This is a genomic window from Arenimonas terrae (assembly GCF_006265115.1).
Classification (GTDB): Bacteria; Pseudomonadota; Gammaproteobacteria; order Xanthomonadales; family Xanthomonadaceae; genus Arenimonas; species Arenimonas terrae.
The window spans coordinates 659,960-684,080 of sequence record NZ_SMDR01000001.1; the positions used below are offsets into that span (position 1 = coordinate 659,960).

The 24,121-nt window shown below is 71.2% G+C and carries 25 protein-coding genes; 12 read left to right on the forward strand and 13 right to left on the reverse strand.

Features of this window, described 5'->3' with window-relative positions; translation table 11 throughout:
- Positions 1–52: 52 nt before the first annotated feature.
- Entirely contained in the window at positions 53–751 is a 699-nt protein-coding gene (locus E1B00_RS03155) for a glycine zipper 2TM domain-containing protein (RefSeq protein WP_139445579.1), read from the forward strand.
- A gap of 47 nt (positions 752–798) precedes the next feature.
- On the opposite strand, the gene E1B00_RS03160 is transcribed toward E1B00_RS03155, so the two are convergent.
- Positions 799–1,788 (reverse strand): LLM class flavin-dependent oxidoreductase, encoded by a 990-nt coding sequence (locus E1B00_RS03160; protein WP_139445580.1) that lies wholly within the window; start codon positions 1,786–1,788, stop codon positions 799–801.
- A gap of 121 nt (positions 1,789–1,909) precedes the next feature.
- Here E1B00_RS03160 and E1B00_RS03165 point away from each other — a divergent pair, with 121 nt between their 5' ends.
- Positions 1,910–3,007: a diguanylate cyclase gene (locus tag E1B00_RS03165; RefSeq protein ID WP_176693104.1), complete on the forward strand. Its 1,098-nt coding sequence runs from the start codon at positions 1,910–1,912 to the stop codon at positions 3,005–3,007.
- Positions 3,008–3,020: 13 nt separating this feature from the next.
- On the opposite strand, the gene E1B00_RS03170 is transcribed toward E1B00_RS03165, so the two are convergent.
- Positions 3,021–3,824 (reverse strand): helix-turn-helix domain-containing protein, encoded by an 804-nt coding sequence (locus E1B00_RS03170; RefSeq protein WP_139445586.1) that lies wholly within the window; start codon positions 3,822–3,824, stop codon positions 3,021–3,023.
- A gap of 123 nt (positions 3,825–3,947) precedes the next feature.
- Between E1B00_RS03170 and E1B00_RS03175 the strand changes: the two genes are divergently transcribed.
- Positions 3,948–4,358, forward strand: coding sequence for a hypothetical protein (locus tag E1B00_RS03175; RefSeq protein ID WP_139445589.1), 411 nt, complete (start codon positions 3,948–3,950; stop codon positions 4,356–4,358).
- Between the two features lie 13 nt (positions 4,359–4,371).
- Here the strand turns inward: E1B00_RS03175 and E1B00_RS03180 are convergent, their stop codons facing one another.
- On the reverse strand, positions 4,372–5,127 hold the full coding sequence (locus E1B00_RS03180) for an NIPSNAP family protein (RefSeq protein ID WP_139445591.1): 756 nt from the start codon (positions 5,125–5,127) through the stop codon (positions 4,372–4,374).
- A complete protein-coding gene (locus tag E1B00_RS03185; RefSeq protein WP_139445595.1) occupies positions 5,124–5,840 on the reverse strand; it encodes a LysE family translocator in 717 nt (238 codons plus the stop codon). Before E1B00_RS03185 ends, E1B00_RS03180 begins: the two co-directional genes overlap by 4 nt.
- Before the next feature lie 88 nt (positions 5,841–5,928).
- Between E1B00_RS03185 and E1B00_RS03190 the strand changes: the two genes are divergently transcribed.
- Complete coding sequence (locus E1B00_RS03190; RefSeq protein WP_139445598.1) at positions 5,929–6,879, forward strand: helix-turn-helix transcriptional regulator; 951 nt, start codon at positions 5,929–5,931, stop codon at positions 6,877–6,879.
- Positions 6,880–6,894: 15 nt separating this feature from the next.
- On the opposite strand, the gene E1B00_RS03195 is transcribed toward E1B00_RS03190, so the two are convergent.
- The gene (locus tag E1B00_RS03195; RefSeq protein WP_139445601.1) at positions 6,895–7,521 is read right to left on the reverse strand and encodes a DUF6445 family protein; all 627 of its coding nucleotides are present in this window, start codon (positions 7,519–7,521) and stop codon (positions 6,895–6,897) included.
- A gap of 204 nt (positions 7,522–7,725) precedes the next feature.
- Here E1B00_RS03195 and E1B00_RS03200 point away from each other — a divergent pair, with 204 nt between their 5' ends.
- Positions 7,726–9,408, forward strand: coding sequence for a dipeptidyl-peptidase 3 family protein (locus E1B00_RS03200; protein ID WP_139445603.1), 1,683 nt, complete (start codon positions 7,726–7,728; stop codon positions 9,406–9,408).
- Positions 9,409–9,426: 18 nt separating this feature from the next.
- Here the strand turns inward: E1B00_RS03200 and E1B00_RS03205 are convergent, their stop codons facing one another.
- Positions 9,427–9,693, reverse strand: coding sequence for a DksA/TraR family C4-type zinc finger protein (locus tag E1B00_RS03205; RefSeq protein ID WP_139445606.1), 267 nt, complete (start codon positions 9,691–9,693; stop codon positions 9,427–9,429).
- Positions 9,694–9,879: 186 nt separating this feature from the next.
- On the opposite strand from E1B00_RS03205, the gene E1B00_RS03210 reads away from it, so the two are divergent.
- Positions 9,880–11,037 carry an OmpA family protein gene (locus E1B00_RS03210; RefSeq protein WP_176693105.1) on the forward strand — a complete coding sequence of 386 codons (1,158 nt, stop codon included), beginning with the start codon at positions 9,880–9,882 and terminating at the stop codon, positions 11,035–11,037.
- Positions 11,038–11,073: 36 nt separating this feature from the next.
- Here E1B00_RS03210 and E1B00_RS03215 read toward each other — a convergent pair whose 3' ends face one another.
- The gene (locus E1B00_RS03215) at positions 11,074–11,313 is read right to left on the reverse strand and encodes a hypothetical protein (RefSeq protein ID WP_139445612.1); all 240 of its coding nucleotides are present in this window, start codon (positions 11,311–11,313) and stop codon (positions 11,074–11,076) included.
- Between the two features lie 363 nt (positions 11,314–11,676).
- Between E1B00_RS03215 and E1B00_RS03220 the strand changes: the two genes are divergently transcribed.
- From E1B00_RS03220 to E1B00_RS03235, 4 genes are all read left to right on the forward strand, one after another.
- The gene (locus E1B00_RS03220; RefSeq protein ID WP_139445615.1) at positions 11,677–12,735 is read left to right on the forward strand and encodes a serine hydrolase domain-containing protein; all 1,059 of its coding nucleotides are present in this window, start codon (positions 11,677–11,679) and stop codon (positions 12,733–12,735) included.
- Between the two features lie 144 nt (positions 12,736–12,879).
- Positions 12,880–14,358, forward strand: coding sequence for a serine hydrolase domain-containing protein (locus tag E1B00_RS03225; RefSeq protein ID WP_139445618.1), 1,479 nt, complete (start codon positions 12,880–12,882; stop codon positions 14,356–14,358).
- A gap of 125 nt (positions 14,359–14,483) precedes the next feature.
- A complete protein-coding gene (locus E1B00_RS03230; RefSeq protein WP_139445622.1) occupies positions 14,484–14,966 on the forward strand; it encodes a pyridoxamine 5'-phosphate oxidase family protein in 483 nt (160 codons plus the stop codon).
- Between the two features lie 8 nt (positions 14,967–14,974).
- Positions 14,975–15,844: a YihY/virulence factor BrkB family protein gene (locus tag E1B00_RS03235; RefSeq protein WP_425456430.1), complete on the forward strand. Its 870-nt coding sequence runs from the start codon at positions 14,975–14,977 to the stop codon at positions 15,842–15,844.
- Here the strand turns inward: E1B00_RS03235 and E1B00_RS03240 are convergent.
- Entirely contained in the window at positions 15,838–16,737 is a 900-nt protein-coding gene (locus E1B00_RS03240; RefSeq protein ID WP_176693106.1) for a YwqG family protein, read from the reverse strand. The genes E1B00_RS03235 and E1B00_RS03240 overlap by 7 nt on opposite strands.
- A 134-nt stretch (positions 16,738–16,871) precedes the next feature.
- Positions 16,872–18,017, reverse strand: coding sequence for an NAD-dependent epimerase/dehydratase family protein (locus tag E1B00_RS03245; RefSeq protein ID WP_139445628.1), 1,146 nt, complete (start codon positions 18,015–18,017; stop codon positions 16,872–16,874).
- 136 nt (positions 18,018–18,153) lie between these two features.
- On the opposite strand from E1B00_RS03245, the gene E1B00_RS03250 reads away from it, so the two are divergent.
- Positions 18,154–19,059, forward strand: a complete 906-nt coding sequence (locus E1B00_RS03250; RefSeq protein ID WP_139445630.1) for a zinc finger Ran-binding domain-containing protein — start codon at positions 18,154–18,156, stop codon at positions 19,057–19,059.
- A gap of 10 nt (positions 19,060–19,069) precedes the next feature.
- Here E1B00_RS03250 and E1B00_RS03255 read toward each other — a convergent pair whose 3' ends face one another.
- From E1B00_RS03255 to E1B00_RS03270, 4 genes are all read right to left on the reverse strand, one after another.
- A complete protein-coding gene (locus E1B00_RS03255; RefSeq protein WP_139445633.1) occupies positions 19,070–20,347 on the reverse strand; it encodes a PA2928 family protein in 1,278 nt (425 codons plus the stop codon).
- Positions 20,348–20,417: 70 nt separating this feature from the next.
- Positions 20,418–21,524, reverse strand: a complete 1,107-nt coding sequence (locus tag E1B00_RS03260; protein ID WP_425456431.1) for a DUF1615 domain-containing protein — start codon at positions 21,522–21,524, stop codon at positions 20,418–20,420.
- Positions 21,525–21,528: 4 nt separating this feature from the next.
- Positions 21,529–22,452, reverse strand: a complete 924-nt coding sequence (locus E1B00_RS03265; RefSeq protein ID WP_139445636.1) for a M14 family metallopeptidase — start codon at positions 22,450–22,452, stop codon at positions 21,529–21,531.
- Positions 22,453–22,505: 53 nt separating this feature from the next.
- Complete coding sequence (locus E1B00_RS03270; protein WP_139445639.1) at positions 22,506–23,105, reverse strand: short chain dehydrogenase; 600 nt, start codon at positions 23,103–23,105, stop codon at positions 22,506–22,508.
- Between the two features lie 96 nt (positions 23,106–23,201).
- Here E1B00_RS03270 and E1B00_RS03275 point away from each other — a divergent pair, with 96 nt between their 5' ends.
- Positions 23,202–24,119 (forward strand): LysR family transcriptional regulator, encoded by a 918-nt coding sequence (locus E1B00_RS03275; RefSeq protein ID WP_139445642.1) that lies wholly within the window; start codon positions 23,202–23,204, stop codon positions 24,117–24,119.
- The last annotated feature ends 2 nt before the right edge of the window (positions 24,120–24,121 follow it).

Sequence of the window (24,121 nt, forward strand, 5' to 3'; positions counted from 1 at the left end):
GCATGCGCGGCACCGCCGCATCGGCGCGCTCTCGCGCCAGGAGTACCGCACCATGAAACGCCTCAGCCTCAGCCTGCTCACGCTCGCCATCGCCACGGCCGCCACCCTGCCTGCCGCGGCCCAGCAGTATGGCCAACCACGCTACGACGATCCGCGCGACGACAACCGCTACGACGATCGCCACAACGGTCGTTACGACGACCGCAACCGCGACGGCAACCGGTACGCCGACTACGCCCCTCGCAGCGACATGGCCCAGGTAATGCGCGTGGAATCGCTGCAGGGCCGCGGCAGCAGCTACCAGCGCCAGGAGTGCTGGAACGAACAGTCCAACCGCTACGACGACCAGTATTTCCGCGACGACAGCGGCCGCCTTTACGAGGACAACAGCCGCCGCAACGTCGGCGGTGCGGTGGTCGGGGCGGTCGTGGGCGGTGCGCTCGGCAACCAGGTCGGCGACGGCAACGGCCGAACCGCCGCGACGGTCGCCGGTGCCGTCATCGGCGGCATGCTCGGCAGCAAGGTCGGGACCGCGGACGGCCACGACCGCTATCGCGACGATGCCGGCACCGTCCGCCGTTGTCGCACCACCCAGGACCGCAACCGCTACTCCGGCCAGGGCGGCTACAACGTTACCTACCGCTACGCCGGCCAGACCTACCACGCGGTGACGCAGACGCGTCCGGGCCGGAATGTCCGCGTGCTGGTGGACGTGCGCCTGCAGGACAACACGGTCGCCTGGCAGCGCTGAGCCCCGCGGCAGCGAAGGCCGCTCCGGAAGGGGCGGCCTTCCTGTTTTCAGCCGGCGGCCGCCATGGCCAGTTCGAACGATCGCAGGCGCGCCGCGTGGTCGAAGATGTTCGCGGTCAGCATCAGCTCGTCGGGCCGGTGGCGCTGGATGAAGTCGCGCAGTCCGGCGCGCGCGGTCTGCAGCCCGCCAACAACGGCACAGGCGAGCGCGGCGTCGATGCCCTGCTTCTCGTGTGCCGAACAGTAGTCGTCGATCGCTGCGGCGCTGGCCAGCGGCGGCGGCACCAGCCCCGGCGCGCCGCGGCGCAGGTTGACGAAAGCCTGCTGCTGGGTCGTGAACAGGCGGCCCGCCTCGGCGTCGTCGGCAGCGGCGACCACGTTCAGCGCCAGCATCACGTGCGGCGCAGCCAGGCGTGCCGAGGGCCGGAACTCGCGGCGGTAGATCGCGACCGCCGTGTCGAGCGCATCCGGCGCGAAGTGCGAGGCGAACGCATAGGGCAGGCCCATCGCCGCCGCCAGCCGCGCACCGAACAGGCTCGACCCCAGGATCCAGGCCTGCACCTCTACCCCCTCGCCCGGCACCGCGCGCACGGCCTGCCCGGGTCGCGCGGGTTCGAAGTAGGCCAGCAGCTCGGCGACGTCGGACGGGAACTCGTCGGCGTTCTGGTAGTAGCGGCGCAGCGCTTTCGCGGCGGCCTGGTCGGTGCCGGGCGCGCGCCCCAGGCCCAGGTCGATGCGGCCCGGGAACAGCGTGCCCAGCGTGCCGAACTGCTCGGCCACCTGCAGCGGCGCGTGGTTGGGCAGCATCACGCCGCCGGAACCGACGCGGATGGATGTGGTGCCCGCCGCGACATGGCCGATCAGCACCGCGGTCGCGGCGCTGGCGATGCCCGGCATGTTGTGGTGTTCGGCCAGCCAGTAGCGGCGGTAGCCCAGGCGTTCGGCATGGCGCGCCAGGTCCAGCGTATTGGCGAAGGTGCGCGCCGGCGTGCTGCCTTCGGTGACGGGCGCGAGGTCGAGGATGGACAGGGGGACCATGCGGGAATCCGTGGGGTGGGCCTCCCGATCTGGGGGCGGCGGCGGCGAACTCCAGCCCGGCGTCGGCACGAACCTTGCATGCTTGATTCCGCTATCCTCGCCCCTGCCCTCGGAGCCCCGAATGTCCGACGAGTCACCGGCCAGCGCCGTCGCCGCCCCGCCCCGGGAAACCCGGGCGGTGCGGCTGCGGTCGCTGCCGCGGCGCACCTACCGGTTCCGCGTGCTCGGCATGGGCCTGGCGGCGCTGCCGCTGATCGCGGTGATGCGCGAGCTGGACTCGCCCTGGCCGGTCTGGGCGTGGATGGGCCTGGGCTGTTTCCTCTGGCCGCACCTGGCCTACCTGCTGGCGCGGCGCAGCGCCGACCCCTTCCGCGCCGAGCTGCGCAACTTCGTGCTCGACTCGTTCTTCGCCGGCAGCTGGGTGCCGCTGATGCACTTCAACCTGATGCCCTCGGTGGTGCTGCTGGCGGTGGTGTCGGCCGACAAGATCAACTCCGGCATCCGCGGCCTGTGGCTGCGCTCGCTGCCGGGCATGCTGCTGGCGATCGTCGCCGGCGGCCTGCTCACCGGCTTCGCGTTCGCGCCGGTGACCAGCCTGACGGTGATGATGGCCAGCCTGCCGATCCTGGTCATCCACACCCTCGCGGTGAGCCTGAGCAGCTACCAGCTGGTGCGCCGCGTGCAGCAGCAGAACCTGCTGCTCGAAGCGCTGAACCAGCGCGACGCCCTCACCGGCCTCGACAGCCGCAGCCACTGGGAAGAGCAGTCGCTGGCCCTGCTGCAGCGCCACCAGGCCAGCGGCGAGCCGGCGACGCTGATGCTGATCGATGCCGACCGCTTCAAGGGCATCAACGACCGCTACGGCCACGGCGCCGGCGACGACGTGCTGCGCGCCATCGCCGACCTGCTGCGGCGCGAACTGCAGGGCGTCGGCCACGCCGGCCGGCTCGGCGGCGACGAGTTCGTGGTCGCGCTGCCCGCCGGCCTGGCGCAGGCGCGGGACGTGGCCGAACGGCTGCGCGGCGCCGTGGCGGCGCTGCAGTTCGCGCGCACGCCGGGGCTGCAGGGCTCGGTCAGCATCGGCCTGGCGCCGGCACCCGCGGCGCCGCTGGGCCTGCGCGAATGGCTGGAGGCCGCGGACCGCGCGCTGTATCGCGCCAAACACGACGGCCGCAACCGCACGGCCGGCAGCGACGCCCTGCCCCCGCTGGACGCCTGAGCCCTGCGCCGGCTCAGCTGCCCGACAGGCGGCGCATCAGCTCGGCCGTTTCGGCATCGGCCGGGTAGAAGGCCTCGATCACCAGCTCCGACAGCAGCACGTCCACCGCCGTACCGAACACCGTGGTGGTGCTGAGGAAACGCAGCGTGCCCAGCGGGGTCAGCAGTTCGAACGGTACCGCCAGCCCCGCCAGCGGATCGCTGCCGCCGCGCAGGTGCGGCCGCGCTTCGGCCGGCACCGGATAGGCGCGGATCTCGTCGACCAGGTCGGCGAGCGCGGCATCCGGCGCCTGCGTGTGCTGGCGCTCGAGCCGCTGCACGACGTGGTCGCGCCACTGCCGGTAGTTGCCGACGCGCGGCCCCAGGCCTTCGGGATGCAGGCTCAGGCGCAGCACGTTCACCGGCGCCGCGACCAGCGCCGGCGCCACGCCGGCCATAAGCAGCGAGGCCGCGCGGTTGCCCGACAGCAGGTTCCAGTGCCGGTCAACGGCCAACGCCGGATGCGGGTCGTGCGCGGCGAGGATGCGCTCCACCGCGACGCGGGCGCTGGCCAGGCCCGGATCGTCGAAGCTGCGTTCGTTCGCGGCCGGCGCGTAGCCGGCGGCGACCAGCAGCGTATTGCGCTCGCGCGGCGGCAGCTCCAGGCCGCGGCACAGCCGCAGCACCAGGTCGCGGCTGGGTGAGGCGCGGCCGGATTCGACGAAGCTCAGGTGGCGCTGCGACACGTCCACCTCCATCGCGAGCTTGAGCTGACTCATGCGCCGACGGCGCCGCCAGACCTGCAGGAGTGGGCCGATGCCCGGGAGATTCTTGTTCATGGGTCCAGCCTAGCCTCCGTCGTATTGCGACAGCCATTACCTGGGACGTAATCGCCGTCGGGCGACACGAAACGCACGATCTGCGCCAACGCCACGCCCCGTGGCCCATTCGAGGAAGCTGCCATGCGCACCGCCCGTTTCCCGCTGATCCTTCGCCGCCTGCTGGTCGTCGACGCCATCACCTGCCTGGCCATGGGTGCGGCGCTGATCTTCGCCACCTCGCCGCTGGCCGAACTGACCCGGCTGCCCCCGGACCTGCTGCTGGCTGCCGGCCTGGTGCTGCTGCCGATCGCCGGTTTCATGCTGGTGCTGGCGCGCCGGCTGTCGCCATCACCGGCCGGCGTGCGCGTGGTGATCGCCGGCAACGTGCTGTGGGTGCTGGCCAGCGTGCTGCTGCCCCTGTCGCCGCAGATCGACCCCAGCGGCATTGGCCTGCTGGGCCTGATGGCGCAGGCAGCCGGGGTGGCCATGCTGGCCGCGCTCGAGCAGTACGCGCTGGGCTGGACGAACACCGCGGCCGCACGCACGGCCTGACCCCGCCGCGCGCTCACGGCGCACCCAGCCGCGAGCGCGCCGTGGGCGCCAGCCGCAGCACCGCCGGCGGACCGGCGAGCATGGCGCGAAGGGCCGCGTCGTCGCGACGCCAGTCGGCCAGCGATTCGCGCCGCTGTTCCCATCCGGCCAGCGCGGCCGCGCTGTCGAAGCGCGCGAACCAGGCGAATACCCGTTCACCCTCGCGCACCGGCAGGCGCGGGAAGGTGTTGGCCGCGGTCTCGGTGGCGAAGGCGCCCAGCACCTCGGCGCCGTTCGCGCGCAGCTGGGGCGCGATCCGGGCTTCGAACCAGCGCCGCACCGGCTCCTCGCTGTGCGCCTCGACCGGACAGACGACCGCTTCCAACCGTGCCGGCGACCGCGGTGCGCTTGCCCGCGCCGCCCGTTCCAGTCCGTCGAGCGCAAAACCGGAACCGACGGGCCGCAGCAGCAGCACGTCGTCCGAATCGATCATCGTGCCGTTGGCGGCGTCGCGGTGCGCCGCCCACACCGGGCCACCGTAGAAGGCCTGCAGCGCCTCGGCCCGGCGCGCCATGTCCGGGAATCCGCGCAGCCAGACGAAACGGTCGGGATCGTCCAGGTCCTGGAACTGCCCGATCACCTGCATGCCGGCCGCTTCCTGCGGTTCGATGAGGAAGTTCTCGAACAGCCACACCAGGGCCTCGCGCTGGCCGCGCTTGAGCGTGTACTGGCGCAGTTCGACCACGGCGCAGCGGGTGGCGGCCGGAGTATCGGCGACGGCGGTGTTCATGGGGTGCTCCTGGGCAGGGACGACGCGGATCCGGGGGAGGCGGTGTCGAGCGCCGGCGCGGGCGCGGCGAAGGCCGGCGACGGCGCGCCGCGCCAGCCGCCGGCAACGGTCAGCACGGCCATCGCCACCAGCATCGCGCCCACCGCCCGGCCGAGCAGGCGCCGGCCTGCCGGTCGCGCCGCCAGCCCGCGCGAGGCGCGCAGCGTCAGCCAGGCCATCGCGCCGTACACGGCGACCTGGGTGGCGGCGATGACCGCGGCCAGCACTGCCGCCTGCAGCGCCACCTGGCCGTCGGCGGGACGCAGGAACTGCGGGAACACCGCCAGCATGAACAGATAGGCCTTGGGATTGAGCAGGTTGGTGGCGGCGCCGCGCAGCAGGATCGCAGCGGGCCGCGCGGGCGCCTGCGCGTCGCCCGTGCCGCCGGCGCCATGGCGCATCAGATCGACGCCGACCCAGGCCAGGTAAAACGCGCCGGCGAACAGCAGCCCGTTGAACGCGGCCGGCACCGTCGCCAGCAGCAGGGCGACGCCAGCCAGGCCGACCAGCACGTGCACGAAGCCGCCCATCACCACACCCGCAACGGCCGCGGCGGCACCGCGCGCGCCGGCCCGCAGTGCACTGGCCAGGATGTAGGCCATGTCCATGCCCGGCAGCAGCACGATGCCCAGCACCAGCACGGCGAACAGCAGCAGGGGATTGCCAGCGTCCATCGGTGTCGCCCCTGCGCAAGGAAGTGAGCAGGATCTTCACATCCATACAGGACAGATTCCGCCCTATTGGGTGCTACCCTGCTCGCCCATGACCGCTGCGCCCGCCACCCGCCTGCTCGCCCTGCTGGAACTGCTGCAGACGCGGCGCCAGTGCAGCGGCGCCGAACTGGCGTCGGCGCTGGAGATCGACCGGCGCACCGTGCGCCGCTACATCGCCCAGCTCGAGGCGCTCGGCGTGCCGCTGATCGCCAGCCGCGGCCGCGACGGCGGCTATGGCCTGGTGCCCGGCTTCAAACTGCCGCCGATGATGTTCAGCAACGACGAGGCGCTGGCGCTGTCCCTGGGCCTGCTGATGGCGCGCGGCCTGGGCCTGGCCGAATCGGCGCCGGCCATCGCCAGCGCCCAGGCCAAGCTCGAGCGGGTGATGCCGGCCGCGCTGCGGGCGCAGGCCCGCGCCATCGACGAAACCGTGAAGGTGGACGCGAACACGCGCACCACCCTGCGCGACAACCGCGCCCTGTCCCTGCTCAGCACCGCCGCCCGCGCCCAGCAGCGCGTGCGCCTGCACTACCGCTCGGCGATCGGCGAGGACAGCACCCGCGACTTCGATCCCTACGGCCTGGCCCTGCGCAGCGGCCGCTGGTACGTGTCCGGCCACTGCCACCTGCGCCAGGGCCTGCGTTCGTTCCGGCTCGACCGCATCACCGGCGTGGACCTGCTGCCCGCCAGCTTCCTGCGCCCGACAGGTTTCGATGCGCTGGCGCACCTGACCGAGTCGCTGGCCAACATGCCGCGCAGCCAGCGCGCCGAAGTGCTGCTGTGCGCTTCCCTCGACGACGCCAAATGCTGCCTGTTCCCCGAACTGGGAACCTTCGAGCCCACACCCGAGGGCACGCGCCTGAGCGTGCAGGTGGACGACCTGGCCTGGCTGGCGCGCGAACTCTCGCGGCTGCCGTTTGCCTTCCGGGTGATCGCGCCCGAGGGGCTGCGCGAGGCGCTGGCCCGGCACGCCCGGCGGCTCGGCGAATTCGCCCGCTGAATCGCCGCGTGCGGCTCAGGGGTTGAAGCTGGGCTGCTGCCGCGCGGAGGCGAAGAACATCAGGTAGACCAGCCGGCCGTTGTGCAGCGAATCGCCGAAGGCCTCGCCGGCGGTATGCCACAGCCACGGCCGCAGCAGCACCAGGCGGTTGAAGCGCATCGGCACGCGCATGGTCAGGTCCCACTTGCTGTCGTCGACGGTGTCGCGCGAGATGATCTCGTTGATCAGCTGCTTGGCCGAAGGATGGCCCATGGCGCGGCTTTCGGCGTCGCTGATCGGCGCACGTTCGGTATTGGTCGGCCGGTGGCGGAAGAACTCGGTGCCGCCGCGGCAGTCTTCCGGCCGACTCAGGTAGAGGATGCCCGACCAGTGCGCCGTGTCCACGTGCACCTTCGCGCGTCCCTGGTCGCCGGCGAGGGCGAGGCGGAACTTGCCGTGGGCCTGGCTGGGCGGCATCGGCACGACCGGCTCCCCGACCAGGCGCGACACCTGCTGGTCCAGGCCCTGCAGTTCGATGCGCTGGGCGGAGTTGCGGCCCGGGAATGCGCCGCGAACATCGGGATAGTCCAGGCGCAGCGCCGCGTCGCGGAGCGCCTGGGCGTTGTCGAGAAAATCGTCGACGATGATTACGGACGTGGGCATGGCCGACGACAGTAAGGGCGCCGACGAGACCCGGCATCCCCCATCAGTCACAGCCACTTACGAGCGAAAGTAAAGCTCACGTTCAGCGAATAAACGATCCCAGAACTTCCGTCCCGACCAGGCCGCAGACGCAACTTCCGGCAGGGATGCCGGAATGTCCTCGCGGGACTAGCATGGGCGCCGGTCCTGTCCCGGAGAGTCATCATGTCCCTGCGTCCCCTCAGCCTCGCCATCGCTCTCACGCTCGGCAGCGGCCTGGTCGCCTGCAAACCCGCCGCGCAGGCGCCGCAGCCGCCGGCGGCGCAGGCCGAAGCCCCCGCCGCGGCGCAGCCCGCGAACGACGTCGCCGCCAAGGTCGCGGCCTATGCCGAGGTGACGCTGACCAGCGACCTCTCCCACCTCGCCGACGGCGACCGCCAGGCGATCGGTCTGCTGCTGCAGGCGGGCGAAATCATGGACGGCCTGTTCTGGAAGCAGGTGTACGGCGACAGGGACGGCCTGCTGGCCTCGATCAGCGACGACGCCACGCGCCGCTTCGTCGAGATCAACTACGGTCCCTGGGACCGCCTGGACAACGACCAGCCCTTCGTCGACGGCGTCGGCCCGCGCCCGCCCGGTGCGCGCTTCTATCCGGCCGACATGAGCAAGGAAGAGTTCGCCGCCGCCGACCTGCCCGGCAAGGACAGCCTGTATACGATCCTGTCGCGCGACGAAGGCGGCAAGCTGGTGGTGGTGCCCTACCACGTCGAATACGCCGCCGAACTCGGGCAGGCCGCCGGCCTGCTGCGCCAGGCCGCCGACGTCGCCAGCGACGAGAGCTTCCGCAATTACCTGAAGCTGCGCGCCGACGCCCTCGAGACCGACGACTACCAGCCCAGCGACATGGCCTGGATGGACATGAAGACCAGCCCGATCGACGTCGTCATCGGCCCGATCGAGAGCTACCAGGACGCGCTGTTCGGCACCAAGGCCGCGTTCGAGGCCTTCGTGCTGGTGAAGGACGTCGAATGGAGCGAGCGCCTGGCGAAGTTCGCCCAGCACCTGCCGGCGCTGCAGCGCGGCCTGCCGGTCGAGGACAGGTACAAGGCCGAAATGCCCGGCACCGACGCCGACCTCAACGCCTACGACGCCATCTACTACGGCGGCGACGCCAACGCCGGCGCCAAGACCATCGCGATCAACCTGCCCAACGACGAGGAAGTGCAGCTGGCCAAGGGCTCGCGACGGCTGCAGCTCAAGAACGCGATGCGCGCCAAGTTCGACACCATCATGCTGCCGATCTCGGCCCAGCTGATCGCCGAGGACCAGCGCGGGCACGTCACGTTCGACGCCTTCTTCGAGAACGTGATGTTCCATGAGGTCGCGCACGGCCTGGGCATCAAGAACACGCTCGACGGCAAGGGCACGGTGCGCGAGGCGCTGACCGACCTGGCCAGCAGCTACGAGGAAGGCAAGGCCGACATCCTGGGCCTGTACATGATCGGCAAGCTCGGCGAGATGGGCGAACTCGACGCGGCCAGGCGCAACGACAACTACGTGACCTTCCTGGCCGGCATCTTCCGCTCGGTGCGCTTCGGGGCGTCCAGCGCGCACGGCCAGGCCAACATGGTCGCCTTCAACTGGCTGCAGCGCGAAGGCGCCTTCAGCCGCGACGAGGCCACCGGCCTGTACCGCGTGGATTTCGCGAAGATGGAAACGGCGGTCAATTCGCTGTCGGCGAAGATCCTCAGCCTGCAGGGCGACGGCGACTACGCCGGCGCCAAGGCCCTGCAGGACGAACTCGGCGACATCGGCCCGGCCCTGCAGTCGGACCTGCAGCGCATCGAGCAGGCCGACATTCCGGTGGACATCGTCTTCCGCCAGGGCCGCGAGGTGCTGGGCCTGTAACCCGGACGCGCGGGACGCTCAGCGCAGCTGGCTGTCCTTGCTGCCGCGGCGGTTGTAGCCGCTGCTCACGCCCTGTTCCTTGTCGTGCTCTTCCTGGCAGGGCACGCACAGGCGCACGCCGGGCAGCGCCTTGCGGCGGGCCTCGGGAATCTTCGCGTCGCATTCCTCGCAGCGCTTGAGGCTGGGGCCCCGGGGCAGCTGGTCGCGCACGCGCTGGATGCCGTCCTTGATGGTGGCATCGATCTGGTCCTGGACGGCGCCGTCGCCGGCCCAACCGGTGGCCATGGCCTTGCTCCGTAAATCAGCGGGGATGTCCGGATGATGTGGCCATTGCCGATGGAAACCAAGGGACCGCCAGGGCGGCCCGCGCCGTCCCGGAGCCTCCGGGTTAGGATGCGGGCATCCCCCGCCGACGCGGTCCCGCCTCGACCGAAGTGGTTCCGCCGCCCATTTCCTGCTCCGGAGCGATCCATGCGCCTGCCCCTGCTGCTTGCTGCTTCCCTCGGTCTTGCCGCCTGCGGCCAGGCCAGCGATGCCGGTCCCGCTCTTTCCGCTTCCGCGCCCGAGCGCGCCGCCGAATCCGCACCGCCGGCCGCCGAAGCCACTGCCGCCGGCGTCAGCGAACTGAGCTACGAAGACGAGGCCCGCGCCCAGGGCGAAACGTCCGCGTCGGAAGGCGGCGCGAACGCGCAAGCGCCGCAGGGCATCGCCGTCGGCGAGCCGAATCCCTCGACCCCGGCCGCAGAGGCCGATTTCGACCCGGCCAGCGTCGCCGAATCCTCCGCCACCCTGCCGCCCTTCCCCTTCTTCAAGGAACCCGAAGGCCTGGTCAGCACGCTCGACGACAAGGACCGCAACAAGAACTTCGACCGCGAGCACATGATCGCCGGCGGAAAGATCGTCGCGGTGGAAGGCAAGGTCTTCCGCGACCGATTCCAGCTGACCAACCCGGACCAGCGCGAATACAGCGACATCGAGTTCCAGCGCAACTACGCCGACGCCATCGCCGCGCTCGGCGGCGCCGAAGTCAGCGCCACCCAGTACACGAACGAAGCGCTGCAGGCCTTCGGCGGCCGCGACAAGGTCGACCGCCACTACCACGGCACCTGCGCCAGCGACGGCTGCGAGAACCACACCTACCTGATACGACAAGGCGGCAAGGAATGGTGGATCCAGGTCAGCACCGGCGCGATCCCGCTGCACGGCGAGGTCGTCGTGCTCGAGCGCCAGGCCATGACCAGCAAGCTCGGCTTCGTGGATGCCGCCGAGATGAAGAAGAAACTCGACGCCGACGGCCGCATCGCGCTCTACATCAACTTCGACCTGGACAAGGCCACGCTGCGCCCGGACGCCGCGCCGGTGATCGACGAGATCGCCAAGCTGCTGGCCGGCGATCCCGCGCTGAAGCTGTCCATTGACGGCCACACCGACAGCACCGGCACCGCCGAGCGCAACCGTGAGCTGTCGCGGCAGCGCGCGGAAGCCGTGCAGGCCGCCCTGGTCGGCAAGGGCATCGCCGCCGACCGCCTGGCCGCGCAGGGCTTCGGCCCCGACCGCCCGCTGGTGCCGGAAACCGACGAGGCCAGCCGCGGCAAGAATCGCCGCGTCGAGCTGGTCAAGCGCGACTGAGCGTGCGCGGGGTGGCGCCGGTCCGGCGCCCCCCGATCAGCCGCCGCAGCCGCCGCAGCAAGTCGAGGGCAGCCGCTGCAGGTCGCTGTCGCGCACCTCCAGCCCGGCGCGGCGCAGGGTGGCGCGCAGGTCCTCGGCCGACAGGACCGTGGCCACACGCAGCTGGCGGCCGCTGAAATCCACGGCCATCAGGGCGGCCGGGTCGATCGCATGAAGGGTCTGCTGGGCGGCGCCGAGGTCGGGTTTCGCGCCGGCCAGGTCGATCTGGTATTCCATGGAGCACCTCGCGGAGGGTTGGTCTGGGCACAGGGTCGCGCTCGGACCGCGCCACCGCATTGACCCGGGTCAAGCCCGGCCGCGGTCCCGTCCGCCGCCTCCGGCGGCCCCGGATGTGCGACACTCGCGCCCCCATCCACGCCCCAAGGCCCTGACCATGAACAAGAAAGCCCGCGCCCGCCGCCGCGCCGCCCGTCTGAAAAGCATCCGCTGATCCGACGGCGGCCCCGCCGCCTCGAAAGCCAGCCCCGGGCGACCGGAGCTGGTTTTTTTTTCGCCCGTCGTCCGGCGCGCCGCCTCCGGCGACGATTGCGGTGCGGCGCGGGCCGTCGCTAGCATCGCCGGTACCCCAGGGAGGCACCCATGGTCCGGAGCCTGCTGCTCGTTCTGCTGATCGCCTCCGGCGCGCCCGCCGCCGATGCCTTCGAACGCATCCCGCCGGCCGCGGCGGGTTATTCCGAGTCCGGGCTCGAGGCGCTGCGCCAGGTGCTGGCCGAGGCCGGTTCGGAATCGATGCTGCTGGTGCACGAGGGCAAGGTGTTTTTCGAATGGGGCGACATCCACGAGCGCCGGCTGGTGCATTCGATCCGCAAGCCGCTGCTGCACGCGCTGATCGGCCAGGAGTTGGGCAAGGGCTGCCTCGCGCTCGAGCGCACGGTCGGCGACTACGGCATCGACGAACGCGCGCCCGGCCTGAGCGCCGCCGAAAAATCGGCGACCCTGCGCCAGCTGCTGCAGTCGCGCAGCGGCGTCTACCATCCGGCCGCCGCGGAAAGCGAAGGCATGGCGGCGCAGCGTCCGGCGCGCGGCAGCCACGCGCCGGGCGAACACTACTATTACAACAACTGGGACTTCAACGTCGCCGGCGCCATCTTCGAACGCTGCGCGGGCCTCGGCGTGCACGAAGCCTTCCAGGAGCGCATCGCCCGGCCGCTGGGCATGCGCGATTTCCGCGGCCGCATCTACGCCTGGCCGCGCGACGGACAGGACCTCCCCGGCGACGCCGACGGCTTCCGCAGCCTCGACCCCACCCTCTCGCGCTACCGCGCCTACCACTTCCGGCTGAGCGCGCACGACCTGGCGCTGTTCGGCCAGCTCTATCTCGACCGCGGCCAATGGCGCGGTCGCCAGCTCGTGCCGGCCGCATGGATCGACCAGGGCACGCGGCCGGTGTCGATACTCAACGCCGATTACGGCCTGGCTTACGGCGAACTCTGGAACGTGCTGGTGCCCGACGAAGGCGAAACGCGCGCGTCCTTCTACCACACCGGCCTCGGCGTCCACATGCTGGGCGTGTATCCGAAACACGGCCTGGTGATGGTTCACCGCGTGGACACCGAGCGGGCCTTCAGCTTCGACGAGGGCAACCTGCTGCGCATCATCCGCGCGATGCATGCGGCGCGGCTGCGCACGGCGGACTGAGGCGGCAGGTTCCACGTTGCCCGTTCCACGTGCGCGGCGGCCGATACATATATATGTATCGGCGCGGCCCCTTGCGACCCACTCCAGCCTGTCAACGCGGCGCAATCCCAGGCGTTCTACCTGCATCCCTTACGGAAGACGCCGATGACCCTGTTCCGCGCCAGCCTGCTGCTCGCCCTGGTTCCGCTCGCTGGCGTCGCGCATGCCGACGACACAACGGCGCCCGCACGCGTCGACCAGGCCACCGCGGCGCGCCAGGCCGACCGCCTGCTGGCGGAGCTGGTGACCCACAACAGCGTGCCCGGCATGGGCGCGGCGGTTTGGCAGGACGGCCGCATCGTCTGGCGCGGCAGCGCCGGCTTTCGTGACCTCGCCGCGCGCAGGCCGGTGGATGCAGATACGGTCTTCCGCCTGGCCAGCGTCTCCAAACTGATCACCGTCGCCGCTGCGGCCCAGCTGGCCGATGCCGGCAAGCTCGATCTGGACGCGCCCGTGGCGACCCTGTGGGACGGCGTCAACCCGGAGTGGGCGCCCTTCACCCTGCGGCAGCTGGCGGCGCACACCGCCGGCCTGCCGCACTACCAGGCACAGGACGCCGATCGCGGCCGCATAGCCTACCCGCGCGCCACCGATGCGGTCGCGATCTTCCGGGAGCGGCCGCTGCTGTCGGCACCGGGCCGTGCCTACTCGTATTCGTCCTGGGGTTACACCCTGATCAGCGCCGTGGTCGAGGCGCGCTCTGGCCAGTCTTTCCTCGACTACGTCGCACGGCACGTCACGCCCGGCCTGCGCATCGGGCCCGACGCCACGCACGGCGGGGACGCGGACGCGAGCAAGGCCTACGCACTCGACGGCGATGGTCGCGCGGTCGAGGCGCCGCGCCACGACTACAGCTATACCTGGGGCGGCGGCGGCTTCGGCGCGACGGCGTCGGCGCTGGCGGAATTCGGCGGCCGCATGCAGCGCGGCCAAGTGGTGTCGGCCGAACGTTTCGCCGACATGCTTGTGCCGGCCCGGCTCGACGACGGCTCCGAGGTGCGCAGCGACGACTACACCGTCGGCTTTGGCTGGCGCACGCTCACCGACCTCGAGGGCCGCCTGCGCGCCCAACATGCCGGCGTCACCCTGGGCGCGCGCAGCAGCCTGGTCACCTGGCCGCAGCTGCCCAGTGCCGAGCAGACCGCGGCGACGCTGCTGTCGAACATGGAATGGGTGTCATCCATCGACCAGAGTGCGGCGATGCTCGCGGCGCCCTTCCAGGCCGCGCCGGCCGGACTGGTATCGGGCCCCTGCCCGACGGCGGCGACGCGCTTCCGCGGCACGCTCCGCGACGACGACGCCACGGGAGCTGCGCACTTCACCGAGGAGGATGGAAGCTGCATCGGCACGCTGCAGCCCGAGGGCGCCCTGAAGGCTTACTTCGACCAGTTCCCCCAGCCCGACCGCGACACGCTGCGCCTGGTCGGGCTGTATCCCGGCCACGGGCTGGCGCGTGCGGCCCTGGTCACGCCGATCGGACTCTACGACCTGCGCGCCACGGCCGACGGCCAGTTCGTCGCACGCCTCGGCGCCAGCAGCGAACTGCGGTTCACGCTGGATGGCGCGACGCCGCACGCACCCTGACCGGCGTGTAATTTTTTCCGGTTGCCCGCCGCGCGGTGCGCGGGCTTCATGCGGTGGCAACTCCGGTGGCGCTAGGGTGCAGGTGACTGGCCAGCCAGTCCTCCCTTCCCCCCCAAGGAGCCACCATGAACACGTCCAAGGATCTCGAACAGAAGCTGTGGAAAGCGATCGAATCCGATCGCACGATGATGCTCGGCCTCGACGGCGTCGAAGACGGGCATTCGCGGCCGATGACCGCGATGGTCGAAGACGGCCACGGCCCGATCTGGTTCTTCACCTCGCGCGACAACCTGCTGGTGCAGAAGCTGCAGCCCGGCGGCCGCGCCATCGCCGCATTCGCGTCCAAGGGCCACGACCTGTTCGCCAGCATCGCCGGCACCCTGCACGAGGACCTCGACCGCGCGGTGGTGGAACGCCTGTGGAACCCGTTCATCGCCGCCTGGTACGAGGGCAAGGACGACCCCAAGCTCACCCTGCTGCGCCTGGATTCGGAAAGTGCCGAAGTCTGGCTCAACGAGAACAACCTGCTCGCCGGCGTGAAGATGCTGTTCGGCGTCGACCCGAAGAAGGACTACCAGGACAAGGTCGGCCAGGTAAACCTGCACTGATCGCGGCTGTGGCCATTCGCGAATGGCGGCAATGGGCGACGCGCTGGCGGAGCAGCCGCGCCGCCCGCTTCGTCGACCGGTTCCAGGCCATCGACCTGCCGACCCAGGCCGCGTCGCTGGCCTTCTACGCACTGCTGTCGCTGGCGCCATTGCTGGTGCTGGTGCTGTGGCTGACGGCCTCGCTGTACCCGTCGGCCCAGGGCGCGCTGCTCGACCAGATGCAGGAATTCGCCGGCCGCGATGCCCGCGACGTCGCCCGCACCGTGATCGAAAACGCCGAACGCCAGCCCGGCGTCGGCTCGCTGGCGGGCTTCTGGAGCACGGTGCTGCTCTTCGTCGGCGCCAGCACGGTGTTCGCGCGACTGCAGTCGACGCTGAACCAGATCTTCGTGACCGACGCGACGCACCTGCGCGGCGGCGCGGTCGCCTGGCTGCGCAAGCGGCTGTTTTCGTTCGGGGTGGTGCTGGCGCTGGGTTTCCTGCTGCTGGTGTCGATGCTGCTGACCACGGCCGTGCAGCTGGCCTTCGCCAACGTGCCTTCGCTGGTGCCGGCGCTGGGCAATGCGGTCACCCTGCTGCTGTACGTGCTGGCCTTTGCCCTGCTCTACCACTGGCTTCCGGACCGGCGCGTGCGCTGGAAGCAGGCCCTGGCCGGCGGCCTGGTGACCTCGGCGATGTTCGTGTTCGGACGATGGGCGATCGGCGTCTACCTGGCGCGCGCCGCGCCGGGCAGCGCCTACGGTTCCTTCGGCACCCTGGTGATCCTGCTGGTGTGGATGTATTACGCGGCGCTGATCTTCTTCGCCGGTGCGCTGATCACGGCGGTGACCGACCCGGCCGTGCCCCCGGGGCGGGCTTCGCCCGCCCGGACTCAGTAGCAGTCCCAGCTGTAGAGCACGCGGCTGAAGTCGGCGCGGGCCAGGTCGTCGGGGCGGATGAAAAAACCGCCGACGCCGGAATCGCCCCACATCATCCGGTCGTCGGTGTCGAGCTGCAGCAGCAGTTCGAAGCCGCCGTCGCGGCGCGGATCCTCCTGGGTGAAATGCGGATAGCCACCGACCTTGTGGCCGGACCCGTCGAACCGATCATGCACCGCGGACACCAGGTCGTCGGCCGACAGCCCCTGGCGCGCGGCATGGGCTTCGGCGGCGGCATACAGACCGCCGGGCCACGCCGCCTGGAAGCGGTCGTCGACGGCGCTCAGCCCTTCCCGCCCGGGCTCGAAGCCCATGCGCAACGGCTGCTCCGGCCGGTGCGGCAGGTAGTCGCCGGTGACCAGCGGCAGCCGCTGCGACGGCCGTTCGGTGTCGCGCCAATAGACGACGCGGAAATCGCGCTGCCGGGTCAGCTCGTCCTCGCCGAGCTGGCCGTCGAAGTTCGCGCCGTAGAAATCGTTGGCCGTGATGAAGAACTGCAGCAGGCCGCGGTCCGGATAGCCCGGCGTCGGCGGCAGCTCGGCGAAGTTGATCTGCGCCAGCAGCACCAGCGGCTGGCCCTTCGAGCCGGTGGGGGCCGGCTCGTCCTGCGGCCACCAGGCGCGGCCGCCGACCTTGCTGGCGGTCGGCTCGTCGTCGGCGAAGGGCTCGAGCGACAGGTGGTGCACCGGCCGGCGCGAAGCCTCGAAGGTGGCCCGGTGCGGCGCCAGGAAGGCGTCCACATGGGCGGCGGTGACCGGTTCGGTCGTCGGCTTCGCGTTCGCATGCGGCATGGCGCGCGCCAGCAGCCAGAAACCGGCCAGCAGGGCCAGGACGATCGGGAGGATCCAAAGCATGGACTTCATAGGTGATAGGCGGGACCGCCGTGGCGACGCCGGAGTATCCCTTGGAAACCGCGAGCGGAGAACCGGCGACCCCGAGGCGGCCGCCGGAACCTGCCCCCCCTGCCCCGTGCGCGGGGCCGGTCGCTTCAGCCCTTCTGCGCGTGCCAGGCCTTGAGCAGCTCGGCTTCCTTCTCGCGGGTCAGGCCGGCGCGCACTTCCGCCTGGCGTTCGGCCGGCTGGCTGCGGTACCAGGCCAGCAGGTCCGCGACCGTGGTGGCCAGGGGCCGGAAGGTCAGTCCCGCCGCGATCGCCTTGGCATTGCTCACCGCGCCGTAACCCGAGAACGGCGTGCCCTCGCGCGGCACCCAGATCGGCAGGCCGACCTCGTTCTTCTCGACGAACTCCGGCGTGACGTGGGTGAAGCGCACCGGGCCGCCGGTGACGGCGTGGCAGCCGTGCACCATCGCGTCGGTGGTGAGCGTGTAGTCGGGTCCGCAGGCGTTGAAGGTGCCGGTGGTGCCGGCCTCGGCCAGGCGGATCATCCACTCGCCCAGATCGCGGCCGTCGATGATCTGCACCGGATCCAGGCCGTCGCCCGGCACCAGCACTTCGCCGCCTTCGGCGATGCGCTTGGGCCAGTAGGTGAAACGGTCGGTCTCGTCGCGCGGGCCGACGATGTAACCCGGGCGCACGATGGTGACGTTCTTGCCGAACTGCTTGTGCGCCTCGGCCTCGCTCAGGGCCTTGAGCGGGCCGTAGAGGTTCTCGATGTCGGCGACCAGGCTGTCGCGGGTCTCGGCCATCGCGTCCTTGCCCTTGTACACGGCCAGCGGCGCGTCTTCGGCGATGCCCGGCTTGGCGCCGTCGGCGTACACCGAGATGGTGGAGATGAAGAGGTAGTGGCCGACCTTGCCCTTGAGCACCTTGCCGGCGTCGCGCACCCAGAACGGCAGGCTGGTCGGGTTGTCGATGCACACGTCCCACTCGCGGCCCTCGAGCGACTTCAGGTCGCCGGTGTTGCGGTCGCCCAGCAGCTGCTCGACCTCGCCCGGCCATTCCGGCGACGGCCGCTTGCCGCGGTTGAACATGGTCACCTTGTGGCCGCGCGCCAGCGCGTAGTTGATCTGGAACGGACCGGTGAATCCGGTGCCGCCCAGGATCAGGATGCGCAGCGGCTTGGCCGCCTTCGGAATGACCGCCGCCGGCGCGGAGGCCGCGGCGAGGGACGGCAGCAGCGAACTGGCGGCGGCCAGCGTGCCGAACTTGAGCAGGTCGCGACGCGTGGTGGACATGTGGATGGGCTCCCCGGGGTGGACTGGAGCCCGGACAGTGACACCGCGGCAGGGCCGTCGCCCGTGGCGAAAGTATGGCCCCGGCGCGCCACGGGGCCGGAACCGGATTACCCTTGGCCGCTACGTCCGCGCCCCGGTGACCGCCCTGGCCCTGTCCTTGCTCCGACGCTGGCTGCGCCTGGCCCCGGGTCCCGATGCCCTCGCGCGATGGCCGGTGGACGAGGCGACGTGGACGGCATTCCTGGCGATGGAGCGCCGGCGCGGGGGTCCGCCCTACAACGAGCTGCCGATGCCCGAGTCGGTGCCCGCGGGCGGCCTCGAGGTGATCGCCGAAGCCGATGGCCTGTGGCTGGCCGGACGGCGGGTCGCGCTGCCGCAACGCGGCAACCCCGAGATCCTGGAAGCCCGCCTGGTGGACGGCGACCCGGTCGCCACGCTGGAGATGACGCTCAAGACCGCGCCGCGGGTCAATTCCTCGGGCGCGGTCCTGCCGCCCGAGTTCTCGCGGCTGAGTGTGCCGGTACCCGGCCCCGCCTGGCGCGAGGCCCGGCGCGCCGAGGCCCATTTCAACCGCGACACGCCGGGCAAGCCCGACTTCTTCCACGGCCGCGGCGACGGCAGCGATCCGGAGGACCTGAGCACCTGCCCGGCCTGCGGTTTCCAGACCCACAAGTTCCGCTCGCAGTGCGAGCGCTGCGGCATGGGCCTGCAGTCGCGGCGCTGGTCGCGCCGCTTCGGCGCGCTGTTGATCGTCTGCGGACTGATCCTGACGGCCTTGATGGGCGGCGTGCTGCGGTTCGTCGGCCCGATCCTGTACCAGGTGGTTGTCTACGGCGACAGCGCCCGCTTCAACGGCACGCGGATACAGGCAGTGGTCGTGCTCACCCTGCTGGGCGGCGTATTCCTGTTCGGTGTGCTGTGCCTGGCTTACGGCGGCTGGCAGGTCGCCACCGGCCGCACCCATCTGCGGGGCGCCAGGGCCATCGCCAAGTTCTTCGGCGTCATCATGGCCCTGGCTTTCCTGATCCTTTGGCTCAAGTGAGATTGCGGCCTCAGGGCACCGCCGCCTCGCGCTCGAAATTCCAGGCCTGCACGGCGCCGGTGGCCAGGTCCACCGACACGAGATGCTGCTCGCGGCTCGTCATGTGTTCGGACTCCGACTCGAGGTTGCCGACGGCGACCAGGTGGCCGTCGAGCACCCAGGTGCGCACCGGATTGGCGATGCCGCTTTCGCTCAGCGGCAGTTCGGCGCGCCACAGGGTCTTGAGCTGTTCGTCCAGGCGCGTCAGGGCCAGCCGGCCCGCGCTGTCGATGCGGGTCAGGTGCCACACCGCGACGCCGGCCGGATTCTCCAGCCGCAGCGGCTCGTCGCGCAGGTCGAGCTTCAGGAAGCGGCCGTTGAGGAAGACCGGCGTGTCCGGCAGCGGCGTCAGGCTGCCGATGTGGCTGAACTTCTCCTCGAAGCGTTCGGTTTCCTGCAGCTGCACGCGCCAGAACGTGCGCCGGGTCTTCGCGCCCTCGTCGAGGATGCTGTAGGGAAACTCCAGGTTGTCGCCGAAGCGGTCGTCGGCGGCGTCAGCGGCCTCCTTCTCCGAGTAAAGGCCCAGGCGCTGTCCACCCAGTTCGATCAGGCGCAGCGGCGCCGGCATCAGCGGCCGCATCGGCTCGATCACCGGCATGCCGTTGGGTTTCAGGCGCGGCGCCACCACCGGCACCGGCGTCGGCACGTACGGCGTGGCGGCCGCGTCCTCGCCGCGCACGACGAAGCGGCGCGCATCGGCGCTCATGAACACCAGGCCCTGGTCGAAGCTGTAGTGGCTGGCGTCCGCCGGCATCAGGCCCTGCAGCTCCGGATTGCGCTGCTGGATCGTTTCCGAGTTGGCGACCACGCTGCCGTCCGAGACGCGCACCGCCACCGGCTCGCCGCCCAGCAGCAGCCAGACGCGTTCGCCTTCCTGCCCCAGCAACCGGCCGTCCACGGCCGAGCCGATCACCCGCGAGGGACCGCGGCCCGCGGCCTTCGGGTCGCCGATGGTCCACAGGCGCTTGCTCCACAACGGCCGCGCCGTGGCCGGGTCGAAGGCCTTCACGTCGAAGTGGAAGAAGGTGTCCTCGCGCCAGCCGCTGTTGCGGCGGCTGCCGACGGCGACCTGGCGCTCTTCTTCCTGCTTGCTCAGCACCCACAGGCGCCCTTTCCCGCCCTCGTCGACCATGGCCGGCGGACCCTGCGTTTCCGGAGGCAGCAGGTGGCTGCTGGAACAGGCGGCCAGCCCCAGCAGGGCAGCGCAGGCCAGCAGGGCGTTCCGGAAACGGCGCACGGTCGACGACATCGTTGGTTCCCCCGAAGCGGCCGCGCTGGCCGCACCGCAAGGGTAACGGAAGCGGGGCGCCGCGCCGGCCTCAGCGCGCCAGGCAGTTGCGGTAGCGGCCGTCCACGCGGGTGGCGAACCAGGCGGTGGTCAGCTCGCGGGTGATCTTCGGGCTTTCCAGTGTGATGCCCGGGATCATCTCGCGCGGCAGCGGCTTGCCGGCGCGCGCCTCGGCCAGTTCGAAGATGCGGCGGAAGAGCGCGCTGTCGTTGAAGCCGAGTTCGCCGCCCTGCTCCAGCGCTTCGCGGATGCCGCGCGCGTCCATGCCCAGCGCTGACGACAGGCCACGCAGCGCCTGTTCGGTCTCGCCCGGCCGGCCCAGCGCGGCGCCGGGCGTGAGCAGGTCGCCGTCGAGCGCCAGCCGGTGGCCGCTGGCGATCGCCACGGCGTTCTGGAAGGCGGCGTTGCGGCTGGCGTACCAGCCGGCATTGAAGTCGGCGAAGCGGTGCACCTTGCGCGTGTAGGGCGTCTGGTAACCCAGCAGGTGGGCGATGCCGAAATACATGCCGCCGCGGCGGGTGAAGACCTCGTGGCGGATACTGCCGGGCACCGGATAGGGGTAGTCCTGCGCATGCGTTTCCGCGAACGGGATCGAAACCTGCATCGGCCCGCCGGTCTGCACCGGGTTGCGGTCGTCCAGCAGGCGCCGGCCAAGCGGGACGCGGCCAATGAGGTCCTCGTACAGCTCGCTGAGCTCGCGCTCGGTACGCACCCGCGACAGGCGCTCCTCGTACGTGCGCCCATCCGTGGATTCGAGCCTGAGCGCCGCATTGAGCGCGAACTTCGGGATGTGCAGCCCGGCCGCGCGGCGCTCGATCTCGCGGCGCGCGATCGCCGCCAGGTTGGCCACGGCCGGATCGGCCTGGTAGCCCGACTCCTGTTCGAGCACGGCCAGCACCGCGCAGATGTTCTCCGGCATCGGTTCGATGTCCTGCGCCTGGAACGCCACCCGGATGTCGGTGGCCCAGCCATCGCGGTCGGCCACCGAGGCCGGGATGCGGCGCGCGATGTCGGCCTGCACCTGCGCCGGCGTCGGGCCCGGCGGCGTGGTCGCGCAGGCGGCGAGCAGGGCCAGCGCGAGCCAGGCGCCGATCCGGCCGGCCGCCCGGGTCGGCAGCGGCCCTGCTCCGCTCCTCACCGCCTCAGCCCTGCGCCAGCGCGTAGTCGATCGCCGCGCGCACCGCGGTCGCCTGGGCGCGGTTGCACTGTTCGGGCGTCGCGCGCGGGCTGTCGGGATAGACCTCGGTCGTGGTCCGGTAGCGCGCGTTGGTGATGCCCGCGCACAGACCGAGCTGGCGCAGCGGATAGCGGATGACGCCGTGCGCGACCACCGGCGAACCGATGATCTGGCCCTTGGCGTCGGGCGGCGCGATGTGGGTCACCTTCGCCACTGCCTCGATCACGGCCTGCTGGAACGCCGGCTGCGGCGCCTCGGTGTCGTCGACCAGGTAGAAGCCGTCCGGGATGCCGTCGGGTTCGAAGGGTTTGCCGTCGCGGGCGCTGAGTGCCGGGCGGAATTCGGTTTCGTCGCTGTCGGTGGTCTCGTGCAGGTCGATGTGCATGCGCACGCTGTCGCGCAGCGGTTCGAGCAGGCGCCACAGCGCCGCGGATTCGCCCGCCGGGCTGTCGGCGCGGAAGGACCGGTTCGGGTCGATCGCGTCGGCGTTCCAGCGGTGGATGCGCTCGTAGGCCCAGGGGCTGATGCAGGGCGTGACCAGCAGATTGGCGCGGCCCTCGTAGTCGGCCGCATGCTGGTCGAGGAACAGCAGCGCGCCGTGCACGCCGCTGGTCTCGTAGCCATGCACGCCGCCGGTGACCAGCATCAGCGGCAGCTCGTCGCGCCAGCTCCGGCTGCGCACGGCGAACAGCGGGTAGCGCCCGTCCGGGCCGTAGTCGAGCTCGCCATAGGTCGCGACGTCGAAGCGCGTACGCAGACCGTCGATCACGCTGACGACCTCCTCGGTGTAGCTGCGCTGCTTGCGCTGCAGCGCGCGCCACTGCAGCTTTTCGGCGGCGCCCCAGGGCGTGCCCGGGGTGCCGACGGGATAGGGCCAGGACGGATTCATGCACGGACCTCGCGATGGGGAGGGCCATGCTAGCGCAGCTGCCGTGGCCCGGATCAGTGCACCGCGTAGACCTTTCCGCTCTCGCCGCCCTCCACCGAACGCGCGTAGCCCAGCGCCACGCGCGCGCCCGGCACCGGCTGGAAGCCGCGGAAGAAGGCGCCCAGGTCCTCCATCGATTCGACCAGCACGCCCGGGCTGACCGCATTGATGCGCAGGCCCCGCGGCAGCTCCACCGAGGCGGCGCGCACGAACCCCTCGATGCCGCCGTTGGCCAGGCTGGCGGCCGCGCCGTAGGCCACCGGGTCGTGGTTGAGCACACCGCTGGTGAGCGTGATCGAGCCGCCGTCGCGCAGGTGCGCCTGGCCGATCAGCGCCAGGTTCACCTGGCCCATCAGCTTGTGCGCCAGGCTGAACCTCCACTGCTCGTCGGTGAGCTCCAGCAGCGGTGCCCAGCCGACCTGCCCGGCCGCCGAGACGATCGCGTCCACCGTACCCAGGCGCTGGAAGGCCGCGCGCAGGCTGGCCGGGTCGGCCAGGTCCAGCGGCAGGTCGGCGCCCTTGCGGCCGGCGACCACGATCTCGTGCCGGCTGCCCAGTTCGGCCGCCACGGCGCGGCCCACGGTGCCCAGGGCACCCACCAGAAGAATCTTCATGTCCATCTCCTCTCCGACCCGATTGGTCGCGACAGAGAATCTAATGGTGCGGGTTGCTGGCATCATCGGGCCGGGAGTGGCTATTCTGTTTCCTCAATGGAAACAAAAAGCCAACGCTTCCCCCAGGCCCTGGCCCTGCTGACGGTGGTCGACACCGGCAGCTTCACGCGCGCCGCCGAGCGCCTGGGCCTGTCCAAGGCCCAGGTCAGCAAACAGGTCACGGCGCTGGAGGCGGCGCTGGGCGTGAAGCTGCTCCACCGCACCACGCGCCGCGTCGCACTCACCGAGGCCGGCCAGCTCTATGTGGACTTCGCCCGCCAGGCGCGGCACGCCCTGGACGACGGCGAACGCGCCGTCTCGGCCGTGCGTACCGAGGTCGATGGCCTGCTGCGCCTGACGGCCCCGACCTCGTTCGGCGATGGGTTCCTTGCCGACCTGCTGGCCGATTTCCGCGCGCTGCACCCGGCGGTGCGCTTCGACGTGGACCTGTCCATCGGCACCCGCGACCTGATCGGCGAAGGCTACGACTTCGCCATCCGCATGGCGCGCACGCTCGACGCCAGCCTGGTGGCGCGGCCGCTGGGCGTGATGCGCGAGATCGTCGTCGCCAGCCCCGACTACCTGGCGCGCCACGCGCCGCAGGGCATCACCGCGCCGGCGCAGCTGGCCGCGCTGGAGGCGCTGCGCAACAACCACTTCCGCGACGAAGGACGCTGGCTGCTGCAGCGCGGCGAAGAAACGATCGACGTGCCCGTGCAGGGCACGCTGGCCATCAACCACTTCGTCGGCATCCGCCGCGCGGCGCTGCGCGGCCAGGGCATCGCCCGGCTGCCGCGCTACCTGGTGAGCGAGCAGATCGCGCGCGGCGGCCTGGTGCAGCTGCTGCCCGGCTGGCAGCTGCCGCCGACGCCGGTGGCGCTGGTGTACCCGAGCCGCAAACACCTGCCGCAGCGCTCGCAGGTGTTCCGCGACTTCGTGGTGGACTGGATCGCGCGGGCCGGCGTGCTGGACTGAGC

Bases quoted from the DNA above. Each gene is read 5' to 3' on its own strand.
- E1B00_RS03155 (WP_139445579.1), top strand. From the start codon at position 53: ATGAAACGCCTCAGCCTCAGCCTGCTCACGCTCGCCATCGCCACGGCC.
- E1B00_RS03160 (WP_139445580.1), bottom strand. From the start codon at position 1,788: ATGGTCCCCCTGTCCATCCTCGACCTCGCGCCCGTCACCGAAGGCAGC.
- E1B00_RS03165 (WP_176693104.1), top strand. From the start codon at position 1,910: ATGTCCGACGAGTCACCGGCCAGCGCCGTCGCCGCCCCGCCCCGGGAA.
- E1B00_RS03170 (WP_139445586.1), bottom strand. From the start codon at position 3,824: ATGAACAAGAATCTCCCGGGCATCGGCCCACTCCTGCAGGTCTGGCGG.
- E1B00_RS03175 (WP_139445589.1), top strand. From the start codon at position 3,948: ATGCGCACCGCCCGTTTCCCGCTGATCCTTCGCCGCCTGCTGGTCGTC.
- E1B00_RS03180 (WP_139445591.1), bottom strand. From the start codon at position 5,127: ATGAACACCGCCGTCGCCGATACTCCGGCCGCCACCCGCTGCGCCGTG.
- E1B00_RS03185 (WP_139445595.1), bottom strand. From the start codon at position 5,840: ATGGACGCTGGCAATCCCCTGCTGCTGTTCGCCGTGCTGGTGCTGGGC.
- E1B00_RS03190 (WP_139445598.1), top strand. From the start codon at position 5,929: ATGACCGCTGCGCCCGCCACCCGCCTGCTCGCCCTGCTGGAACTGCTG.
- E1B00_RS03195 (WP_139445601.1), bottom strand. From the start codon at position 7,521: ATGCCCACGTCCGTAATCATCGTCGACGATTTTCTCGACAACGCCCAG.
- E1B00_RS03200 (WP_139445603.1), top strand. From the start codon at position 7,726: ATGTCCCTGCGTCCCCTCAGCCTCGCCATCGCTCTCACGCTCGGCAGC.
- E1B00_RS03205 (WP_139445606.1), bottom strand. From the start codon at position 9,693: ATGGCCACCGGTTGGGCCGGCGACGGCGCCGTCCAGGACCAGATCGAT.
- E1B00_RS03210 (WP_176693105.1), top strand. From the start codon at position 9,880: ATGCGCCTGCCCCTGCTGCTTGCTGCTTCCCTCGGTCTTGCCGCCTGC.
- E1B00_RS03215 (WP_139445612.1), bottom strand. From the start codon at position 11,313: ATGGAATACCAGATCGACCTGGCCGGCGCGAAACCCGACCTCGGCGCC.
- E1B00_RS03220 (WP_139445615.1), top strand. From the start codon at position 11,677: ATGGTCCGGAGCCTGCTGCTCGTTCTGCTGATCGCCTCCGGCGCGCCC.
- E1B00_RS03225 (WP_139445618.1), top strand. From the start codon at position 12,880: ATGACCCTGTTCCGCGCCAGCCTGCTGCTCGCCCTGGTTCCGCTCGCT.
- E1B00_RS03230 (WP_139445622.1), top strand. From the start codon at position 14,484: ATGAACACGTCCAAGGATCTCGAACAGAAGCTGTGGAAAGCGATCGAA.
- E1B00_RS03240 (WP_176693106.1), bottom strand. From the start codon at position 16,737: ATGCTTTGGATCCTCCCGATCGTCCTGGCCCTGCTGGCCGGTTTCTGG.
- E1B00_RS03245 (WP_139445628.1), bottom strand. From the start codon at position 18,017: ATGTCCACCACGCGTCGCGACCTGCTCAAGTTCGGCACGCTGGCCGCC.
- E1B00_RS03255 (WP_139445633.1), bottom strand. From the start codon at position 20,347: ATGTCGTCGACCGTGCGCCGTTTCCGGAACGCCCTGCTGGCCTGCGCT.
- E1B00_RS03265 (WP_139445636.1), bottom strand. From the start codon at position 22,452: ATGAATCCGTCCTGGCCCTATCCCGTCGGCACCCCGGGCACGCCCTGG.
- E1B00_RS03270 (WP_139445639.1), bottom strand. From the start codon at position 23,105: ATGAAGATTCTTCTGGTGGGTGCCCTGGGCACCGTGGGCCGCGCCGTG.
- E1B00_RS03275 (WP_139445642.1), top strand. From the start codon at position 23,202: ATGGAAACAAAAAGCCAACGCTTCCCCCAGGCCCTGGCCCTGCTGACG.